General features: G+C 53.4%; 20 protein-coding genes. 11 read left to right on the forward strand and 9 right to left on the reverse strand.

Going from position 1 to position 17638, the window contains the following annotated elements; genetic code table 11:
• Nucleotides 1–81 precede the first annotated feature (81 nt).
• The 9 genes from gcvPB to pheS all read left to right on the forward strand — a co-directional run bounded on the left by gcvPB (nucleotide 82) and on the right by pheS (nucleotide 10034).
• On the forward strand, nucleotides 82–1539 hold the full coding sequence (gcvPB, locus tag EKD02_RS08495) for an aminomethyl-transferring glycine dehydrogenase subunit GcvPB (RefSeq protein WP_011889446.1): 1458 nt from the start codon (nucleotides 82–84) through the stop codon (nucleotides 1537–1539).
• A 138-nt stretch (nucleotides 1540–1677) separates the two neighbouring features.
• A complete protein-coding gene (locus EKD02_RS08500) occupies nucleotides 1678–2190 on the forward strand; it encodes an HNH endonuclease (protein ID WP_011889445.1) in 513 nt (170 codons plus the stop codon).
• A gap of 128 nt (nucleotides 2191–2318) precedes the next feature.
• A complete protein-coding gene (locus EKD02_RS08505) occupies nucleotides 2319–4106 on the forward strand; it encodes a glycoside hydrolase family 3 protein (RefSeq protein WP_126385001.1) in 1788 nt (595 codons plus the stop codon).
• Nucleotides 4084–5493 (forward strand): chlorophyllide a reductase subunit Z, encoded by a 1410-nt coding sequence (gene bchZ, locus EKD02_RS08510; protein WP_126342879.1) that lies wholly within the window; start codon nucleotides 4084–4086, stop codon nucleotides 5491–5493. Before EKD02_RS08505 ends, bchZ begins: the two co-directional genes overlap by 23 nt.
• Nucleotides 5494–5748: 255 nt before the next feature.
• Nucleotides 5749–7749, forward strand: coding sequence for a threonine--tRNA ligase (gene thrS / locus EKD02_RS08515; RefSeq protein ID WP_126385003.1), 2001 nt, complete (start codon nucleotides 5749–5751; stop codon nucleotides 7747–7749).
• A complete protein-coding gene (gene infC, locus EKD02_RS08520) occupies nucleotides 7746–8375 on the forward strand; it encodes a translation initiation factor IF-3 (RefSeq protein ID WP_126342873.1) in 630 nt (209 codons plus the stop codon). The genes thrS and infC overlap by 4 nt, the downstream gene beginning before the upstream one ends.
• Before the next feature lie 42 nt (nucleotides 8376–8417).
• Nucleotides 8418–8615, forward strand: coding sequence for a 50S ribosomal protein L35 (gene rpmI / locus EKD02_RS08525; RefSeq protein WP_011889440.1), 198 nt, complete (start codon nucleotides 8418–8420; stop codon nucleotides 8613–8615).
• A 26-nt stretch (nucleotides 8616–8641) separates the two neighbouring features.
• Nucleotides 8642–8989 carry a 50S ribosomal protein L20 gene (gene rplT, locus EKD02_RS08530; protein WP_011889439.1) on the forward strand — a complete coding sequence of 116 codons (348 nt, stop codon included), beginning with the start codon at nucleotides 8642–8644 and terminating at the stop codon, nucleotides 8987–8989.
• Nucleotides 8990–9008: 19 nt separating this feature from the next.
• Nucleotides 9009–10034 (forward strand): phenylalanine--tRNA ligase subunit alpha, encoded by a 1026-nt coding sequence (gene pheS / locus EKD02_RS08535; protein WP_126342870.1) that lies wholly within the window; start codon nucleotides 9009–9011, stop codon nucleotides 10032–10034.
• 59 nt (nucleotides 10035–10093) lie between these two features.
• Here pheS and EKD02_RS08540 read toward each other — a convergent pair whose 3' ends face one another.
• The 8 genes from EKD02_RS08540 to EKD02_RS08575 form a co-directional block, all read right to left on the reverse strand.
• Nucleotides 10094–10492, reverse strand: a complete 399-nt coding sequence (locus EKD02_RS08540; RefSeq protein WP_011889437.1) for a DUF6858 family protein — start codon at nucleotides 10490–10492, stop codon at nucleotides 10094–10096.
• A gap of 124 nt (nucleotides 10493–10616) precedes the next feature.
• Nucleotides 10617–11072: a 50S ribosomal protein L9 gene (gene rplI / locus EKD02_RS08545; protein WP_126385005.1), complete on the reverse strand. Its 456-nt coding sequence runs from the start codon at nucleotides 11070–11072 to the stop codon at nucleotides 10617–10619.
• 36 nt (nucleotides 11073–11108) lie between these two features.
• Complete coding sequence (rpsR, locus tag EKD02_RS08550) at nucleotides 11109–11381, reverse strand: 30S ribosomal protein S18 (protein WP_011889435.1); 273 nt, start codon at nucleotides 11379–11381, stop codon at nucleotides 11109–11111.
• Nucleotides 11382–11406: 25 nt separating this feature from the next.
• The gene (locus EKD02_RS08555) at nucleotides 11407–11880 is read right to left on the reverse strand and encodes a single-stranded DNA-binding protein (RefSeq protein WP_011889434.1); all 474 of its coding nucleotides are present in this window, start codon (nucleotides 11878–11880) and stop codon (nucleotides 11407–11409) included.
• A 66-nt stretch (nucleotides 11881–11946) separates the two neighbouring features.
• Complete coding sequence (gene rpsF, locus EKD02_RS08560; protein ID WP_126385006.1) at nucleotides 11947–12348, reverse strand: 30S ribosomal protein S6; 402 nt, start codon at nucleotides 12346–12348, stop codon at nucleotides 11947–11949.
• 205 nt (nucleotides 12349–12553) lie between these two features.
• Entirely contained in the window at nucleotides 12554–13555 is a 1002-nt protein-coding gene (locus EKD02_RS08565) for a glycosyltransferase family 9 protein (RefSeq protein WP_342352902.1), read from the reverse strand.
• Between the two features lies 1 nt (nucleotide 13556).
• Nucleotides 13557–14084: a DUF3856 domain-containing protein gene (locus EKD02_RS08570; protein ID WP_126342864.1), complete on the reverse strand. Its 528-nt coding sequence runs from the start codon at nucleotides 14082–14084 to the stop codon at nucleotides 13557–13559.
• Nucleotides 14081–14515, reverse strand: a complete 435-nt coding sequence (locus EKD02_RS08575) for an acyl-CoA thioesterase (protein ID WP_126342915.1) — start codon at nucleotides 14513–14515, stop codon at nucleotides 14081–14083. The genes EKD02_RS08570 and EKD02_RS08575 overlap by 4 nt, the downstream gene beginning before the upstream one ends.
• 182 nt (nucleotides 14516–14697) lie before the next feature.
• Between EKD02_RS08575 and EKD02_RS08580 the strand changes: the two genes are divergently transcribed.
• The gene (locus EKD02_RS08580; protein WP_011889429.1) at nucleotides 14698–15846 is read left to right on the forward strand and encodes a baeRF3 domain-containing protein; all 1149 of its coding nucleotides are present in this window, start codon (nucleotides 14698–14700) and stop codon (nucleotides 15844–15846) included.
• Nucleotides 15847–15872: 26 nt separating this feature from the next.
• Here EKD02_RS08580 and EKD02_RS08585 read toward each other — a convergent pair whose 3' ends face one another.
• Nucleotides 15873–16613 carry a response regulator transcription factor gene (locus EKD02_RS08585; protein WP_126385008.1) on the reverse strand — a complete coding sequence of 247 codons (741 nt, stop codon included), beginning with the start codon at nucleotides 16611–16613 and terminating at the stop codon, nucleotides 15873–15875.
• A 245-nt stretch (nucleotides 16614–16858) separates the two neighbouring features.
• Between EKD02_RS08585 and EKD02_RS08590 the strand changes: the two genes are divergently transcribed.
• A complete protein-coding gene (locus EKD02_RS08590; protein ID WP_011889427.1) occupies nucleotides 16859–17347 on the forward strand; it encodes a helix-turn-helix domain-containing protein in 489 nt (162 codons plus the stop codon).
• Nucleotides 17348–17638: the final 291 nt, after the last annotated feature.

The following is a 17638-nucleotide window of genomic DNA, read 5'->3' on the forward strand; positions in this document are numbered from 1 at the left end:
GTTGAGCATTTATCGCCTGCGCTCTATATTGAAAAAACACACAAAGCAACACAACTGCCACCAGCCATTCCCCGCACAGCCATGAACGAACCTCTCATCAGCGACATTTCCCGCACAGGAAGGAAAGGGTACTCGCTCAACTCAAGCGACCTGATCCGCACCCCTCACAGTCAGCTGATACCCGGAAAATTTCTCCGCCAATCGCCTGCCGAACTACCCGAAGTACCAGAAAGCGAGGTTGTACGGCATTTTCTCAGGCTCTCCACACTGAATTACCATGTTGACAAAGACATGTACCCGCTCGGCAGCTGTACCATGAAGTACAACCCGAAAATCAACGACGAAACCTGCTCTCTTGAAGGCTTCGCCGCACTGCACCCGATGCAGCCGGAATCAACCGTCCAGGGGGCACTCCAGCTTATGCACGAACTCTCGGGAATGCTCGCTGAAATCACCGGAATGGCCTCCGTCACCCTGCAGCCGGCAGCAGGAGCCCACGGTGAGCTGGCAGGCATACTGCTCATCAAAAAATATCACGAAGCGCAACACAGCAAACGCACAACGCTGCTCGTCGTTGATTCCGCACACGGCACCAACCCCGCCTCAGCCGCACTTGCCGGATACACCATTGTATCGGTGAAAAGCAACGGAATCGGACGCACAGACCTCAACGACCTCAAGGAAAAACTCAACGGGGATGTTGCCGCACTGATGCTCACCAACCCCAACACCATCGGCCTGTTTGAAAAAGAGATTGTCGCAATAGCCGACATGGTGCACAAAAACGGCAGCCTTCTCTACATGGACGGGGCGAACATGAACGCCCTGCTCGGCATCACACGGCCCGGCGACATGGGCTTTGATGTCGTCCACCTCAACCTTCACAAAACATTCTCAGCCCCTCACGGTGGTGGCGGCCCCGGCAGCGGCCCGGTAGGAGTCTGTGAAAAACTCATTCCACACCTGCCCGTTCCGGTCATTGAAAAAAGGGCGACATCAGAAGGCGCACGCTACCATCTTACCGGAGACTGCCCGGACAGCATTGGCAGAATGATGAACTTCCACGGCAACTTCGCCGTCCTCATCAGGGCTTACACTTATATCCGCATGCTTGGCGCCGAAGGTCTCCGACGGGTATCGGAAAACGCCATCATCAACGCAAACTATCTGCTCAGCCGTCTCGACGGAGCCTACAGCCTCCCCTATCCGAAACCCGTTCTGCATGAATTCTGTCTTTCAGGAGACCTGCAGAAAAAATCCCATGGAGTCAGGACCCTCGACATAGCCAAACGGCTTCTCGATTACGGTTTTCATGCCCCGACCATCTACTTCCCGCTCATAGTCAGCGAGGCATTGATGATTGAACCAACCGAAACAGAATCACGCGAAACGCTCGACCGCTTTGCAGACGCTATGCTGCAGATTGCCAAAGAGGCTGAAGAGTGTCCTGAAACTGTTCTTGCTGCGCCTGAAACCACCCCGGTGCGGAGGCTTGACGAAGCCATGGCTTCCCGACAGCTCAATATCTGCTGCCGCTGAGGGTGAACATCCTGACGCCATGCAAGGCCCTCAGAGAAAGAGCTGTTTACGGAATATTCACATATTCCATTTTGAAGTCCGCACAGAACCCGTTATAGTTATGTAAAACAGGAACGATGACACATAAACCGGAATGGAATGTCACTGATCCGACAAAAAGTCCTGGTGCTCAACAGCAGCTATGAACCGCTCAGTGTCTGCGACGCCCAAAAAGCCATCCTCCTCCTCTTCGGCGGCAAGGCAGTACCGGTCACCCACCACCCTGAACGCTTCATCTGCACCGTTACCGAAACCTATCCAATGCCAAGCATTGTCCGCCTCACGGTATTTGTGAGGGTTCCCTACAAGCGGATCATGCTGAACCGCAAAAACATCATCCGCCGTGACGCCTTTCAATGTCAGTACTGCGGAAAAACCGATGCCCCGCTCACAATAGACCACATCATCCCCCGCTCCCGCGGCGGTGAAGACTCATGGGAAAACCTCATCACAGCATGCCGCCGGTGCAACTCAAAAAAAGGCAACCGCACCCCCCGCGAAGCCGGCATGCCCATCATGAAACAGCCCCAGCGACCAAACCACCTCATGTTCATGCAGCAGCTGACAGCCGCTGCAGCTGAAGACTGGAAGCCCTACCTCTACATGACATGAGCGCATCCGCCTCTCCCGCCCGCTGCCCACAAACTCCATTCGACGAAAACAACAGCATTATCCGGATTTTGTTTACTTTTCCTTTCCAGCACATCCAGTTCCAGCAGAAAACCATCCCTGGGCCCCGAATGAAACGCCTTTTTCAGAAGACATACGCCACTCTCATAGCGGCCATTGTCACTTTTCCGGCAATAGCTGCACCGCCATTCAAGGCCATGGCGGAACATCTCCCATGGCGGGCAGAAGAAATCTTCACCCCCGCCGACTCCCTGCTGCTTCGGGAACTCAACGAGATGCCGCTCTCAATGAAAATTGGACAGATGCTCATTGCCGACAGCCCCGGCGGCTTTGAAACCGACAACACTCCGCAGCAGGAGAAACTTGAATCGCTCGTACGGAGTGGAACAATCGGCGGAGTCATGTTTCTCAAAGGAGGCATGTTCAAAACCGCCATGCTTGCCAACCACCTCCAGTCAATCGCCCCGAAGCCGCTGCTTTTGAGCGCCGACATGGAGAACGGCGCAGCCATGCGCCTTGAAGGAGCAACCGAATTTCCGCCCGCCATGGCCATTGCCGCCACCCAACGCCCCCGACTCGCAGCAGCAATGGGAGCGGCCATCGCCGCCGAGGCAAAAGCTGTCGGCATCCGGCAGAACTACGCCCCGGTTGGCGACCTGAACAGCAACCCGATGAACCCGGTCATCAACACCCGCTCCTTCGGCGACCGCCCCGAAACCGCAGTCAGGATGACAGGAGCATACATTGAGGGACTCCAGCGCGGAGGCCTCATAGCCACAATCAAACACTTTCCCGGACACGGTGATGTCCATGTCGACAGCCATCTCGCACTCCCTGTGCTCTCCGCCCCGAAAGAACACCTTCAGCAGTATGAGCTCGAACCCTTTCGGGCCGCCATCGGGCAAGGGGTCATGAGCGTGATGGTCGGCCACCTTGCCGTACCCGCCATTACCGGCACCATGACCCCCGCAACGCTATCGCCCGAAATAATCACCGGTCTGCTCCGTCAGGAACTCGGCTTCAAAGGGCTCATCATCACCGATGCGCTCAACATGAAAGCGCTCTACAACGGCAGCAACATCCCAGGCATCTCAGTCCGCGCAGTCCTTGCCGGTAACGACCTGCTCCTTTTTTCCCCCGACCCCGCCCTCACCCACCGCTCCCTGCTTGAAGCGGTTAAGAGCGGTCTCATCACAGAAGAAAGAATCAACCAGTCCGTCCTGCGCATCATGCAGGCCAAACGCTGGCTCAAGCTGCAGCAGAGCCGTATGGTCAACTTGAACCATGTTCCGGCGCTCTCCAGCCCCCACTCACACAGGGCGCTTGCCAGCGAGCTCTCCCGGCGCTCCATTACCATCGCAAAAGAGAGTGGCAGCATCCCGCTCCAACTCTCCTCCCCGGCCCCGGTGCTCCACCTGATTCTCAGCGACTCCGGCATCGCCCACCCCGCAGAAGCCTTCTCGCAGGAAATTGACCGCCACTGGCACGCCACGCATGTCCAATGCAACCCGAAAACGAACCCCGCAACCTACCGGCAGGCAGAAGCTCTGGCCGACAGCGCAGCAGCCATCATCATCAGCTCCACCCTCGGGCGACTCCCCGGACCCGGCTCCCGGCACCTCACCCAAAGCCAGCAGAAGTTCATCAGCCAACTCGCAGAAAAACACCAGGCAACAAAACCGCTTGTCTTCATAGCACTCGGCACCCCATATATTCTCAACATCTTCCCTGAAATCAACAACTCCATCTGTACCTTCTCCACAGGGGAAGAAAGTCAACGGAACGCTGTGGGCGTCCTGCTTGGCAAACAGAAAGCTGAAGGGAAACTGCCGATAGCACTCAACATCACCAACAACCCGCAAGAACCATCCGGCCATGGGCAAGACAATTCGAGATGAATCAACTGCAAGCGCATACTGGGCCTCCGTCAACACCTTCTGCGCCCTCAGCGATGTGCATGTCATAGCCGATGCTCCCGTAGGCTGCTACAACCTTGTCGGGGCCGCAGTCATGGACTATACCGATGCCATTCCCTATCTGGAGAACTTCACCCCCACCAGCCTCACCGAAAAAGAGATTGCCTCCTCCGGCAGCTCTGAAATCGTCCGCGACACAATTACAAAACTGCAGGAACCGGGCCGCCAGCTGATTCTGGTCTCCAGTGCCGAAAGCGAAATGATAGGCAGCGACCACGAACGCATGCTTGCCATGCAGTTCCCCCTTGTCCGCTTCTTCCCATCGCACTCTTTGGGAGAAAACGAGTGGCAGGGCCGCGACCGCGCACTTGAATGGCTCTTCAAAAACTTTGACGACGGCCGCCCCGCAGCAGTTGAACCCGGAACAGTCAGCATTATCGGACCAACCTACGGATGCTTCAACAGCCCCTCCGACCTTGCCGAAATCAAACGGCTCATTGCAGGCGCCGGCGGCCGCCTCAAACATGTCTTCCCGTTTGAAAGCAGACTCAGCGACATTTCCGACCTGAAAAACTCTGAAGTCATTATTCTCATGTACCATGAGTTCGGAAGCCGCCTCGGCAAGCTTCTCAACCGACCGGTTCTGTACGGCCCCTTCGGCATTGACGAAACCTCGACCTTCATTATGGAACTCGCCCGACTGCTCGGGTGTGAACAAACAGGAGAAGCGTTCATTGCCAAAGAGAAACAGACCGTTCTGGCCCCCATCTGGGACCTCTGGCGCGGCCCGCAGGCAGAATGGTTCCCCACAGTCCGCTTCGGCGTGGTTGCTGCTGCTTCCTACGCAAACGGCCTGAAAAAATTTCTTGCCGATGAAATGGGTATGCAGTGCCTCTTCAGCCACATAACCGAAGAAACTGACAACACAGCCCTCCGCGAGCAACTGGCCAGCGTACAGCCGCAGTTTTTCTTCGGCAGGATTGTCGACAAAATCTACCTCGCCGAACTTGACGCCAAAACACGGTTCATTCCGGCCGGCTTTCCCGGACCAATCGTCCGCCGGGCACTCGGCACCCCGTTCATGGGGCACAGCGGAGCGGTATTCCTCCTGCAGGAGATTGTGAACTCGCTTTACGACATGCTTTTCAACTTTCTCCCGCTCAACAGGCTCAGCGAAGCCGGTGAAACCCCCACCCAAAAGCCTGAATGGGACGCTGAAGCCGAAGAGTTCCTCAACGAGGCCGTAAAAAAAGCACCCTTTATCAGCCAGATATCATTCGGCCGTGAACTCAAAAAGAAAGCCGAACTGCTCGCAATCCGCCAGGGTAAAAAAACCATATCAAAAGAGACAGTATCGCTCGTCCTGTGATTTGGATTTTTAGGAGATAATTCGTACTATCAAAATCCACAATACGGAACCGGGGTAACCGCACCTATACCCTGAAAACCAATCCGCGTCAGTATGCGGAAAAGAGTTTCAGGAAACAGAGTGCACTGACACAGCCCTCCCGGCCGGATAATACCGACGACAAGAGGCTGTATTGAACGAGTGTTTCGGACACGGATCCGCGCCATAACCAAAGCCGGCTGACGCCCGAAAAACAACAACGACCGGACACGACATATGTCTCAGAATCTGGATCAGCAGGTGACCTTGACCGTTACCCTGCCGGACGGAACGACAAAACCGTTACCCGCTGGCAGCACCGGCATGGATATAGCCCTTGAAATAGGGCGCAGGCTTGCCCGTGAAGCAGTCGCCATCAAGATTGACGGCAAAGCCGTTGACCTGTCGGCTCCACTCACGGCCGACTGCACCGCTGAAATCATCACATTCGACTCCCCTGAAGGGAAGGAAATTTTCTGGCACAGCGCCAGCCATATCATGGCACATGCCATTGAAGAACTGTTCCCGGGCTCAAAATTCGGCGCCGGCCCGGCCATTGAGCAGGGCTTCTACTACGACATTGCCTCAGAACACCGTTTCACCGAAGAGGACCTCAGAGCCATAGAAGAGCGTATGCTCCTTATCGCCGGACGCGACATCCCGATAGTCCGGGAAGAAATGCCCCGCATACAGGCCATAGAGTACTTCCGGACGGTCAGGGAGGACCCGTACAAGGTTGAAATCCTTACCGACACGCTCAAAGAGACAGAAACGGTCTCCCTCTACCATGAAGGCGGCTTCACCGACCTCTGCAGCGGCCCCCACCTGTTTTCAACAGCGGCACTCAAAGCGGTGAAACTTTTCAACATCTCCGCCTCATACTGGCGCGGCGACCAGTCGCGTGAAAGCATGCAGCGGATTTACGGGATAGCCTTTCCCACAGAAAAACTCCTCAAAGCACATCTCTCTGCTCTTGAAGAGGCAAAAAAACGCGATCACCGCAAACTCGGTACTGAGCTGGAGCTCTTCATGCTCTCGCCCGAAATCGGCAGCGGTCTGCCCGTCTGGCTTCCCAAAGGAGCCGTCATCCGCCAGGAGCTTGAATCATTCCTCAAAGAGGAGCAGCGCCGGCGCGGCTACCTTCCGGTCTATACGCCCCACATTGGCAACATAGACCTCTACAAACGGTCCGGACACTATCCCTATTACAGCGACTCTCAGTTTCCGCCACTGACCTATCACGATGAAGAGGGCAAAGCGGAGCAGTATCTTCTCAAACCGATGAACTGCCCGCACCACCACCTCATCTACAGCTCAAAAATGCGGAGCTACCGCGACCTGCCGGTCCGCCTCGCTGAGTTCGGTACCGTGTACCGTCACGAACAATCCGGAGAGCTGAACGGACTCGTACGCGCACGGGGCTTTACCCAGGACGACTCGCACATCTACTGCCGCCCCGATCAGCTGGTTGATGAAATCTGCAACGCCATTGATCTGACCCGGTATGTCTTTGCTACGCTCGGGTTCACTGAAGTGGAGACCCGCCTTTCCATGCACGACCCGCTGAACCCGTCCAAATACGGAGGAACCGCCGATGTATGGGAACAGGCCGAAAAGGATGTCAGGGAAGCAGCTGACCGCATGAAGATCAACTACTTCATAGGTGTCGGGGAAGCAAGCTTTTACGGCCCCAAAATAGACTTCATCGTTCGCGACGCCCTTGGGCGGAAATGGCAGCTCGGAACAGTGCAGGTTGACTATGTCATGCCCGAACGCTTTGACCTCAGCTATGTCGGCAGCGACGGCCAGAAACACCGTCCCATTGTCATCCACCGGGCACCGTTCGGCTCCATGGAACGCTTCATCGGCGTCCTCATTGAACATACGGCCGGCAACTTCCCACTCTGGCTCGCACCGGTACAGGCCGTCGTACTTCCGATTGCAGAAGATGTACACTACTACGGCAGCGAGGTACGGGACGCAATGCACCGGGCAGGCATCCGTGTTGAACTTGATGTACGGAATGAAAAAATCGGAAGAAAGATCCGTGAAGCTGAACTCGCTAAAATCCCCTTCATGGTCATTGTAGGCCAGAAAGAAAAAGAGGGGGGCTCCGTATCGCTCCGCCGCCACCGCATCGGTGACGAAGGAGCCTTCAGCATACAGGAAATGACCGAAAAGCTCCTGAACGAGATAGCCGCAAAAGGGCTGACAACCAAACCAACTACGAACGCATGAAGAAACAGAAGGTTACTTCCCAGAAGCCAAAAATCACCTACAGGGTCAATGAACAGATCCGTGTACCAGAAGTCCGCATTATTTTTCAGGACGGGACACAGAAGGTTATGCAGACTGCTGAGGCACGACGCATGGCAGAAGAGCGCAACACCGATCTTATCGAGGTGCAGCCCAACGCCGAGCCGCCCGTATGCAAGTTTGACAACCTTGGCAAACTGCTCTTCAAAATGGCGCAGAGGGACAAGGACCTGAAAAAGAAACAGAAAACCACAACGCTCAAGGAGCTTCGGTTTCACCCCAACACCGACAAACACGACTTTGACTTCAAGACAGCCCACCTTGAAGAGTTTCTCCGAAAAGGCAACAGGGTTCGGGCAACAATCGTCTTTCTCGGCCGCTCCATCATATACAAAGACAAGGGGCTGGAACTCGCCGAACGGCTGACCGAACGGCTGAGTGTTGTAGGCAACCGCGACGGTGACCCCAAGTTTGAGGGTAAAAAGCTTTTTGTCTACTTCGAACCAGACAAGAAGAAAATTGACGCCTACGACCGGATCAGAACCAAAACCGGCAAACTGGCACCTCTTCCCGACGAACCCGAAGAGGATGGAGAGAACAACGATTAACTGAACATCGCATTTTTCAATACCAACACAACAAGGACGATCATGCCTAAAATGAAATCGCACCGCGGTGCCTGCAAACGGTTCAAAGCCACTGCTTCAGGAAGAATCAAACGAGAGAGAATGAACGGCTCGCACAACCTCGAACACAAAAACAGGAAGCGCACGCGCCGTCTCCACCAGTCCGCACTCCTCGAGTGCACAAAAAAGGAACGGCAGATCAAGCGAATGATTCTGGCATAACACTCAATCCATAACCTTACACTACAATGCCAAAAGCAAATAATGCCGTCGCCGCAAAGGCACGCAGAAAGAGAGTTTTAAAGAAAGCCAAAGGGTACTGGGGTTCGCGCGGCAATGTGCTGACCGTTGTCAAGCACGCCGTAGACAAAGCCGAACAGTATGCATACCGCGACCGTCGCGCAAAAAAGCGCACATTCCGCGCCCTCTGGATCATGCGCATCAACGCTGCAGCACGCCTCAATGGCACAACATATTCCCGTCTTGTTGACGCAATGAACAAGAAGAGCGTTGAAATCGACCGCAAGGCAATGGCTGAAATCGCAGTCAAGGATCCCGAGGCCTTCACCACGCTCGTGAAAGCAATCATCGATTAAGCAGAGAACACCGCTCTTCATGGAAAAAAGCATCAGCAGCCTACAGCAGCAGATCAATGCCGCGCCTCTCAACTCCGAGGCAGATATTGAATCGTTCCGGCTGCTTTATACCGTGAGAAAAGGGTTGATAGCAGCCCTTTTCTCTCAGCTGAAGTCAGTTGACCCAACAGACAGACCCCGTATCGGGAACCTGCTCAATCAGCTCAAAGAGAGCGCCGAAGCAAGAATTGCCGAAGCGGCCGAAAGCATAAGCCACCATGAAGAAAGTTCTCAGCCGGTAATTGACCTGACCCTGCCGGGGAGAGTCTCATTCACAGGCAGCGAGCATCCTGTCCAGAAAGTTCTGGGCGAGATGAAACGCATTTTTTCCGCCATGGGATTTGCCATGGCAACCGGACCGGAACTGGAGCTTGACAGCTACAATTTCGACATGCTGAACTTCCCCCCCGACCATCCGGCCAGAGACATGCAGGACACATTTTTCATCAAACGGAACGGTAATGAAGATGATGTCCTTCTCCGAACACACACCTCACCGGTGCAGGTTCGGGTTATGCTTGAAGAACCACCACCCATTCGCGTCATCTGCCCCGGAAAAGTCTACCGGAACGAAGCCATAAGCTCCAGAAGCTACTGCGTCTTCCACCAGCTTGAAGGGCTCTATATCGATAAAGGGGTGACCTTTGCCGACCTCAAGGCGACCATATACTCCTTTGCCCACCAGATGTTCGGCTCTGATGTAAAGCTCCGCTTCCGCCCAAGCTTTTTCCCCTTTACGGAACCCTCAGCCGAAGTGGATGTCACCTGTTACCTCTGCGGAGGAAAAGGGTGTAAAGTCTGCAAGAAATCCGGATGGCTCGAAATCATGGGATGCGGCATGGTGCACCCCAATGTCATACAGAACTGCGGCATAGACCCTGAGGTATGGAGCGGGTATGCATTCGGCATGGGCGTTGACAGAACCGTTCTGCTCCACTACAAAATCAACGACATCCGGCTTCTCTTTGAGAACGATATCCGTATGCTTCGCCAGTTCACAGCATAAGGGGCCTACAGCCAACTGCAGCACCCCCACCGGCAGCATTGTGAGCCTTTTTTGCCCGCCTACCCCCCGATATCAATCAGAGCTTTCGTCCAACTCTCCATAGCCTCATTAGCCGTAGGGTTGGGAGCCTCGAGAAAGGTCACCACAAATGAATCATCCATCTCCGTCACACCGATTGAACGGGGCCGTACAGCCAACACCAGCGGGCTCGGCATCTCCTTGCCGAAGCAGAACAGAATGTTCTTCGCCGCCTTGATACCGGGAGCAATCACCCCCCCCTCAAGTGAGGCTGTATGGGCATAATGGTCGAACACGCCAATAAAACGCACAACAGAATGGGCGTCAATCCGCTTTTTGAAATGGGCAATGATATCGTCAACACTACCACAGCTCGTCTCTTTTTTATCAAACTGGATGGTATAGACAGGATATTTTTCCTGCAGAAGGGTCTGAATCATAAGAAATCACATCTTGATTAAAAAACTTCACCATGCATCTCCTGGCGGAAGATAAAGAAAAAAGCTCCGCATTCCCCTGGGGGATACGGAGCTTTTTATCACTGTAAGGGCAAGGAAATGCCTTTTACGCCTCAACCCCTTCTGCCTCAACCTCAAAGGAAACCTTCACGACGACATCACTGAAAAGTTTTACTTCGGCCTCATACTTTCCAAGCGTCTTGACAGGAGCCTCCATGGTGATTTTGCGGCGGTCGATCTCAACACCCTGAGCTTTCAGGACCTCGGCAATATCAGCTGCAGTAACCGTTCCGAACAGCTTGCCCGACTCGCCGGCTTTCGCCTGCACTTTCAAGGCCATCTGCTCAATTCTGGCAGCAAGATCACGGGCGCTCTTTCTCTTCAGCTCCATTTTCTTTGCCTGCTGTTTCTTTTCTGTTTCAAGAGCCCTGAGGGTTCCCTCGGTAGCCCTCGTGGCCATGCCCTGCGGAATCAGGAAGTTATTTGCATAACCGTTCTTCACGGCAACAACTTCACCTGCATCGCCAAGGGCAGCCACATCTTTTCTTAAAATGACTTTCACTTCTTAGCTTCCTCGTTTCAAAGATTGCAAAATATTTTACTTGTACTCATCAGACACATACGGTATAACAGCCAGGAACCGCGCCCATTTCACTGAATGGGTCAGAAGGTTCTGCTCTTTGGCCGAAAGTCCCGTAATGCGACGGGGAATCATTTTTCCCTGATCGTTGATGAATCTTTTCAGCTTGCGCTCGTCACGATAATCAAAAAACACCGCCTGATTTTTCGATACCTTTTTCTTTGATGCCAGAGCGTTGCTGATTGATTTGTTGCCCTGCCCTCTTCCGGGCTTCTGTCTCATTGGTTTCATTGCGAATTTGTCTTAACCCGCCCCCTCAATCGGAGGAGAGATATTTGTATTCATAAATATGGCCGGCATCCTCTTCATGAAACTCCTCATGATGATGCTCATGATTCTCGTCCTCTATGAAGCCGTCGTGATCCTCCTCGCCATCCTTTTTCCGTTTGTTGAGGAACTGGATCCGTCTTGCCTTGATTTCGACCACGGTCCGTGATGCACCGTCCTGCGCTTTCCATGTGCGGCTCTGTAACTCACCATCAACAAGGACTGCCGAACTTTTCTTCAGATTGTCGCGGCAGCTTTCGGCAAGTTTGTTCCAGGCGACCACCCCTACATAGCAGACATCCTCCTGCCACTGATGGTTGCTGTCGCGGAACCGGCGATTGCATGCTATTGAAAAATTCACGACTGGCGTACCGCCTGAATTGGTCTGTCTGAAAACAGGATCCTTGGTAAGATTCCCCGCAATGACAACACCGTTGATTTCCGGCATTTTCAATTCAGCCATAACACCCTCCGTTTATATCTCATAAAGCTCAACTGCCGTAACCATCTCAGCCGCAACGGCTCACAATCACTTTTTTTCCTCTTCTGATGCCTCAGCCTCCGCAGCCGCCTTGTCTTCAGGGCTGCCAATGACCACACTGTACTTCTCAACCCTCTTGCGCATCTCAAGAAGAGGCGTTGTCAGATGGATGATCAGATAGCGCAGAAGGACATCCTCAAAACGGAGTACCCTCTCAATCTCGGCAATAACCGGAGTGTCTGCGGTAAATTCAATGTGGGCATAGTAGCCTATGGTCTTCTTGTTGATCGGATAGGCAGTCTTCCTGCGACCGATATCAAGAACGCTCTTGATGCTTCCGCCCTTTTCGGTAATGACCTTCTGCACCATCGCCATTGCTTCGGCAATAGGCTCATCCTGAAGCCCGCCATCAATGATGACCGTACATTCGTATAATTTGTTTGTTTCCATAGCGCAAATGCAATAATGATTGAGTGTCCTCAGTTGCTTGCAGACGGCGAGGTTCCGGGATTGCGCACACCGGACCCACGGCTTCACGCCAGAAAGCGCAAACACCGCCCGCAAATTTGGACCTTAAATGTAAGACATCACAATCTCATTTCCAACCTTACCGCTGATTTCCCCTCACGCAACAATCACCACCACACACACTCAATCATGCAAAGCTTCTGAAAAACGCCAGAATGCTTCCGGCAACCCTTTCGGGAAGAATGTCACGCATGCAGCGGAAATGCTTTTCAGGGCATCGCTCCCTACCGATATGCGAACAAGGCCTGCAGGAAAGACCCGGAACCTCAAACAGCTCAAACGGGGTATTGTAGGGAAGAAATCCAAACGAAGCATCCGATGAACCAAACAGCACGAAAAGCCTTCTTGAAAAAGCTGAAGCCTCGTGCATCAAACCCGTATCATTGGTCAGCACCGCATCACACCGCCTGAGCAGAGCGCCCGTCTGCATCAGTGTACAGGTGCCGGTCAGATCATGCACACTCTCCAGCGTCTTTTCGCTGAGCCTGTCCATAATCCCAAGGGCATTCTGCCGGTCATCCTTTCCGCCCAGAAGAAGCACCTTCACCTTTTCGCCGTCCGCAACAAGACGGATTGCCTCAGCAAAATGCTCCGGCGGCCACCGCTTCGTAAAATGCCGGGCCCCGCATGCAACCCCCAGCACACGCTCGCCGGGAGCTATGAGAGAAGATGCGAACAGAGCATCCTCCTCCGAGGGAAACAGTTCGCACCCAAGGGCGTCATCCTGCAGCAACACATCCCCGAGAGCCGCCTGATATCGCTCCACAACACTAGAAGAGAGTGCATCGACACGAAGCTTCAGATGCACAAGAAGCCATTTTTTCCAATTTGCTTTCCGGTATCGCACCCTGACATCCCCCTCCACCCTCCGCAGCAGAGTGCGCGAGCGGCGGCTGTTCTGAAGATCAATGATCAGGTCATACGAACCCCCGGGAAGCGTTTCGGGGGTATGCAGAACGGAAATATGCGGGTTGCCGGAAAGCAGACAGAGGAACTCAGGCCGGGTACAATACTCAATCACAGCCCCGGGCCATTTCGCTTTGAGACGACGCACCACTGGCGTCGTCAGAATAATGTCGCCGATGGAACTCAGCCGGACAACAAGAATGGAGGGAGCCTCTTCCATCATACTACGACCAGAACTCCCACCAGGCCTTGTAACCAGAAGGCTTTGCCTGCTTCTGAAAGTCTTCCAGCCGGGCAATGCGCAACGATGCCTCACGAAGGTAGGCCTCCTTTTGGGCCATCTCCCCCTTTCGCTCCTGAAGCATCTCCACCCCCTTCTGCAGCTCCACAAGAGCCTCTTCCTGCCGTCCAAGAGCATCAAAAGCCAGAGCCCGCTGCATCACCGCAGTAATCCACATCTTCCCCGCCTCTTCCTGCAACTCGCCCCGCCGGCTGAAATAACCAAGCGACAGCTCCGCTGCAGCAAGCGACTCATCAAAGCGGCCCAATTCTCCAAGCGCCCGTGAAAGCCAGGCATGGCAGAACGCATCAAATCCGGCATGGTCAAACACCTCTTCAGCCGGAACCGTCCGGGAAACATCCATTGCGTTCCTGCAGCTCAGGGCAGCCGCCTCAAACAAACCCTCGCCAAGCTCCCGCTCAGCCTTTCCCAAAGCCGCATAGGCTCCGGCAACCTCCCGCAATGGCTTCATTCTTTTGTCTCCTCAACTGCTTTCCCCGCCCCGCCATCAAGAAGAGAGACCAGAGCGGCAGGAATTTCAGGACGGCCCGAACCATTCAGCGCCGTTCCAATAATTTTTGCCCGCAGCACAGGTTTCCTGCACGGCAGACGGAAAATATCCTGATAAAACGCAAACCTCAAAACCGACTCCCGTGCAAGATTCAGCCCCACCGCAAACCTGTCGCCGCTTTGCAGCGAAAACCTGTAATCAAGCTCGGCCCTTACAACAACAAGATTGATGCCCTTTTTCGCATATCCCCCAAAATCAGCACCAACCACCTTCAGGAACTCATGACGGGCATGTTCAAGATAATTCTGATACACGCTGTTATTGACAATCCCCTGCATGTCGCACTCATAATCGCGAACACCCATCTCAATCTCAAACTGGTAACCATCCATCATCTCAAAATCTCCCGTTCCAAAAATACCTTTCAAGAAACATAACACTAAATCCCCACAAAAGCCCCAAAAGTTGGGGACACTCATGACTGAGTGTACTTACTGCAACTAAAACAGGAAGAACGCTGTTGATATTTTTTTACCTATATGATAGGCTGGCATTGAAACCATGGAGGATTATCATGAGCGCACTCAATGAGTATATGGTACCTGGACTTATAAAAAACGCCCCGTCACCATGCCTTTCGCTCTACCAGAAGACTCACAGAACTTTTCCTGAAAACCGCCAGGACACTCTGCGTTACACAAATCTTCTCAGTACCCTTCAGCGCTCTCTTGCTCAGAAATACCCGGCAAGAGAAATACAGACACTTCTCGAACCCTACCTGCAGTTGGCAGATGACGAAGATTTCTGGACTCATGCGCTTGATGGGCTGGCAGTGTTCGGTGCACCCGGCTTTTTCCATGCCTATCGTTTCCAGGGTTCACCGCGTGAACTTGCAATAGCCGCCGACAGTTTTCACACCAAGCCTCTTTTACGCGTCATGCAGAGTAGCAGGCGGTTTCATATTCTCTCTTTGAGCAGGACTACTGCAGCAATGTTTGAGGCTGACCAGTATTCCATTGATGCACTTCAGCTGCCATCAGATTTTCCAGCCACCCTTGAACAGGCACTTGGCAGTGAATTGAGCCACCCTGAAATCACTCTTGCATCATTTGGCCCTGCGGCAGGTGGCGGTGTGAGACGCCACGGCCACAGTTCGCGGAGAGACGAGGAGGAAATTGATGCTGAAAAGTTTTTCAGGCAGGTCGACTCAGCAGTTTCCAGAATGTTCAGCAATACCTCCGGTATGCCTCTTATGCTGGCAGCTCTGCCGGAACACCAGGGTCTTTTCCGCAAAATCAGCAAGAATGAGCGGCTTATCAAAGAAGCAATGACGACCGACCCGCAACATCTTTCAGAAGAGCAGCTCAAAAAGCGCGCATGGGAAGCCATGGCACCGGTTCATGCAGCAAGAATATCCCGTGAAGGTGAGCTGTGCGCTGCTGCCATTGCCTCAGGAACAGGAACCGATGACCCGGAAACAGCTGCCGTGGCCGCCGCAGAGGGACGCATCGCAGTGCTTCTTCTCCGAAGCGAAGCCCTGCTGCCGGGAAAACTTGATCCAGCCACAGGAGAAGTCACATTTGCACCGCTTGACAATCCCGGAGTCGATGATCTTCTTGATGATATTGGATCGCTGGTAATGGAGAAAGGAGGAAGGGTTCTTGTTCTCTCAGACGAAGAAATGCCTTCCATAACAGGCCTGGCAGCGGCTTATAGATTCTAGGGACGGAATGGAAGGGTTGAGGGCAATCAGACAAGGGTGACGACAGACGAAAAGCCCCAACCTACGCCATGGGCCGTTTCTATCAGTTGACCGCCAGCTTTTTCTGCTTTCATACGCAGTCTGTGAACGACCGCCTCAAGTGCTTTATGCCCATGAATGTCGTTACGGTATTCCATATGCTCCATGAGGGTGGAACGAGGCACAGCCATTTCTTTTGATGACGCAAGAATGGACATGAATTCAAACTCCTTTATTGTCAGCTTCACCATTGCCCCCCCGGGACCAACGAGAACCCAGCCATTGCGCAGAAGCTTCCACTCGCCGCCTCCGAACTGCAGCTGCGAAGCCAACGCTGCTTCACCGCGTCCTTCGGCAACCCCCTTCTCCAAAAGATTCCCGATGAGGACAGAAAACTCTGCACATTCAACAGGTGTGGCAAAACATGCCAGTGCACCGGCATTATATGCAGCAAGACGCGCCTTGGGCGTGACTGCTCCAATCAGCATAATTGATGAAAGGGAGGTATTGCGCTTGAGAAAACGCGCCACAACCAGACCGCGCTGATCTGCAAGGTCATCGGCAATGACCGCCAACGCAAACTCCTCCTGCGAAAGGAGGCTGTAAAGCTCAAGAGCTGAAGCCACAGAGAAAACATCTATCCCCTCTTTCTTCAGATATGCAACAAGGCGCTCCCGTGCATCCGGATCGCTCTGCACGACAACAACCCGTCGTGATGATATAGTGGAACTCGGGTAACGACTGACCATAAGGCATCCATCTAATGTAACATTCAGTTATTTCTTACTTTAGCCAACAAATACATACAATTCAACCCACAAATACATGCGATTGCCTACAGAAACAAAAACAAAGCCACCCCAAACACCCCTCAGCAGCCTCTCATGAGCAATAACCCGGACGGCAAAGAAGATTCCGGGCTTTTCGTATCTTTGCTTTCAAAGACCCTATGCAAGAATAGTATACAATTAGTGACTTTTTAACAAAAAAAAGAATGCAATTGCTGACTACGGGCGCCAGAATCCGGACTTTTGGTAAACTGAAATTCAAAACAGTCAAGGCGTTTGCCGATGCCCTCGAAATGAGTGCATCCAACCTGCAGTTCTATCTTTCAGACAAGCGCCAGCCGGGAGCCCCCATACTCAAGCGCCTTGAAGCCCTCGGGTGCAACAGTTCATGGCTCTTGACGGGAACAGGAATGATTGAGAAAAACCTGCCCCGGCCTCATCCATCTCTCAGGCTTGAAGAAATCGGACAGGCCGGGGAGATTTACAGCATAACAGCTGCAGGAAAGAAGATGACTCCCGGCATGATCATGGAAGGAGACACTCTGCTTATCCATCCCGGACTCTCACCTGAAGAAGGCGATCATATCGTCAAAAACACAGCGAAAGGAAAGGAGATCCTGCTGTGGGAAAAAGGCGGTCCATATGAGGGGGTTGTTGTCCAGCTGGTGAGGACCATGAAAGTGAACGCGCCATAAAAAAACAGCTGACTCACCCTCTGCATCACGAGCCGGGAAGGTTCATACAGCTTGTCCATACACCTCGCCAGGTCAGGAAAACCACGATGGCGCAGCAATATCTGGAACAAAAGAGCCATTTCAATCAGCAGAAATGGCATCTGTCCTGGCGGAAGTCCCGCAATACGAGGCGGAGCCAGCTGTGCAGATGAGGGGGAAGAGGGGGAAGAGGGGGAAAAAGGCTTGGGAGCCAAACGAGAAAAGCCCGTCCGTAAGGACAGGCTTTTCACAAAAAAATCGGCGACGACCTAC

The organism is Chlorobium phaeovibrioides, from assembly GCF_003968655.1.
Lineage (GTDB): Bacteria > Bacteroidota > Chlorobiia > Chlorobiales > Chlorobiaceae > Chlorobium > Chlorobium phaeovibrioides.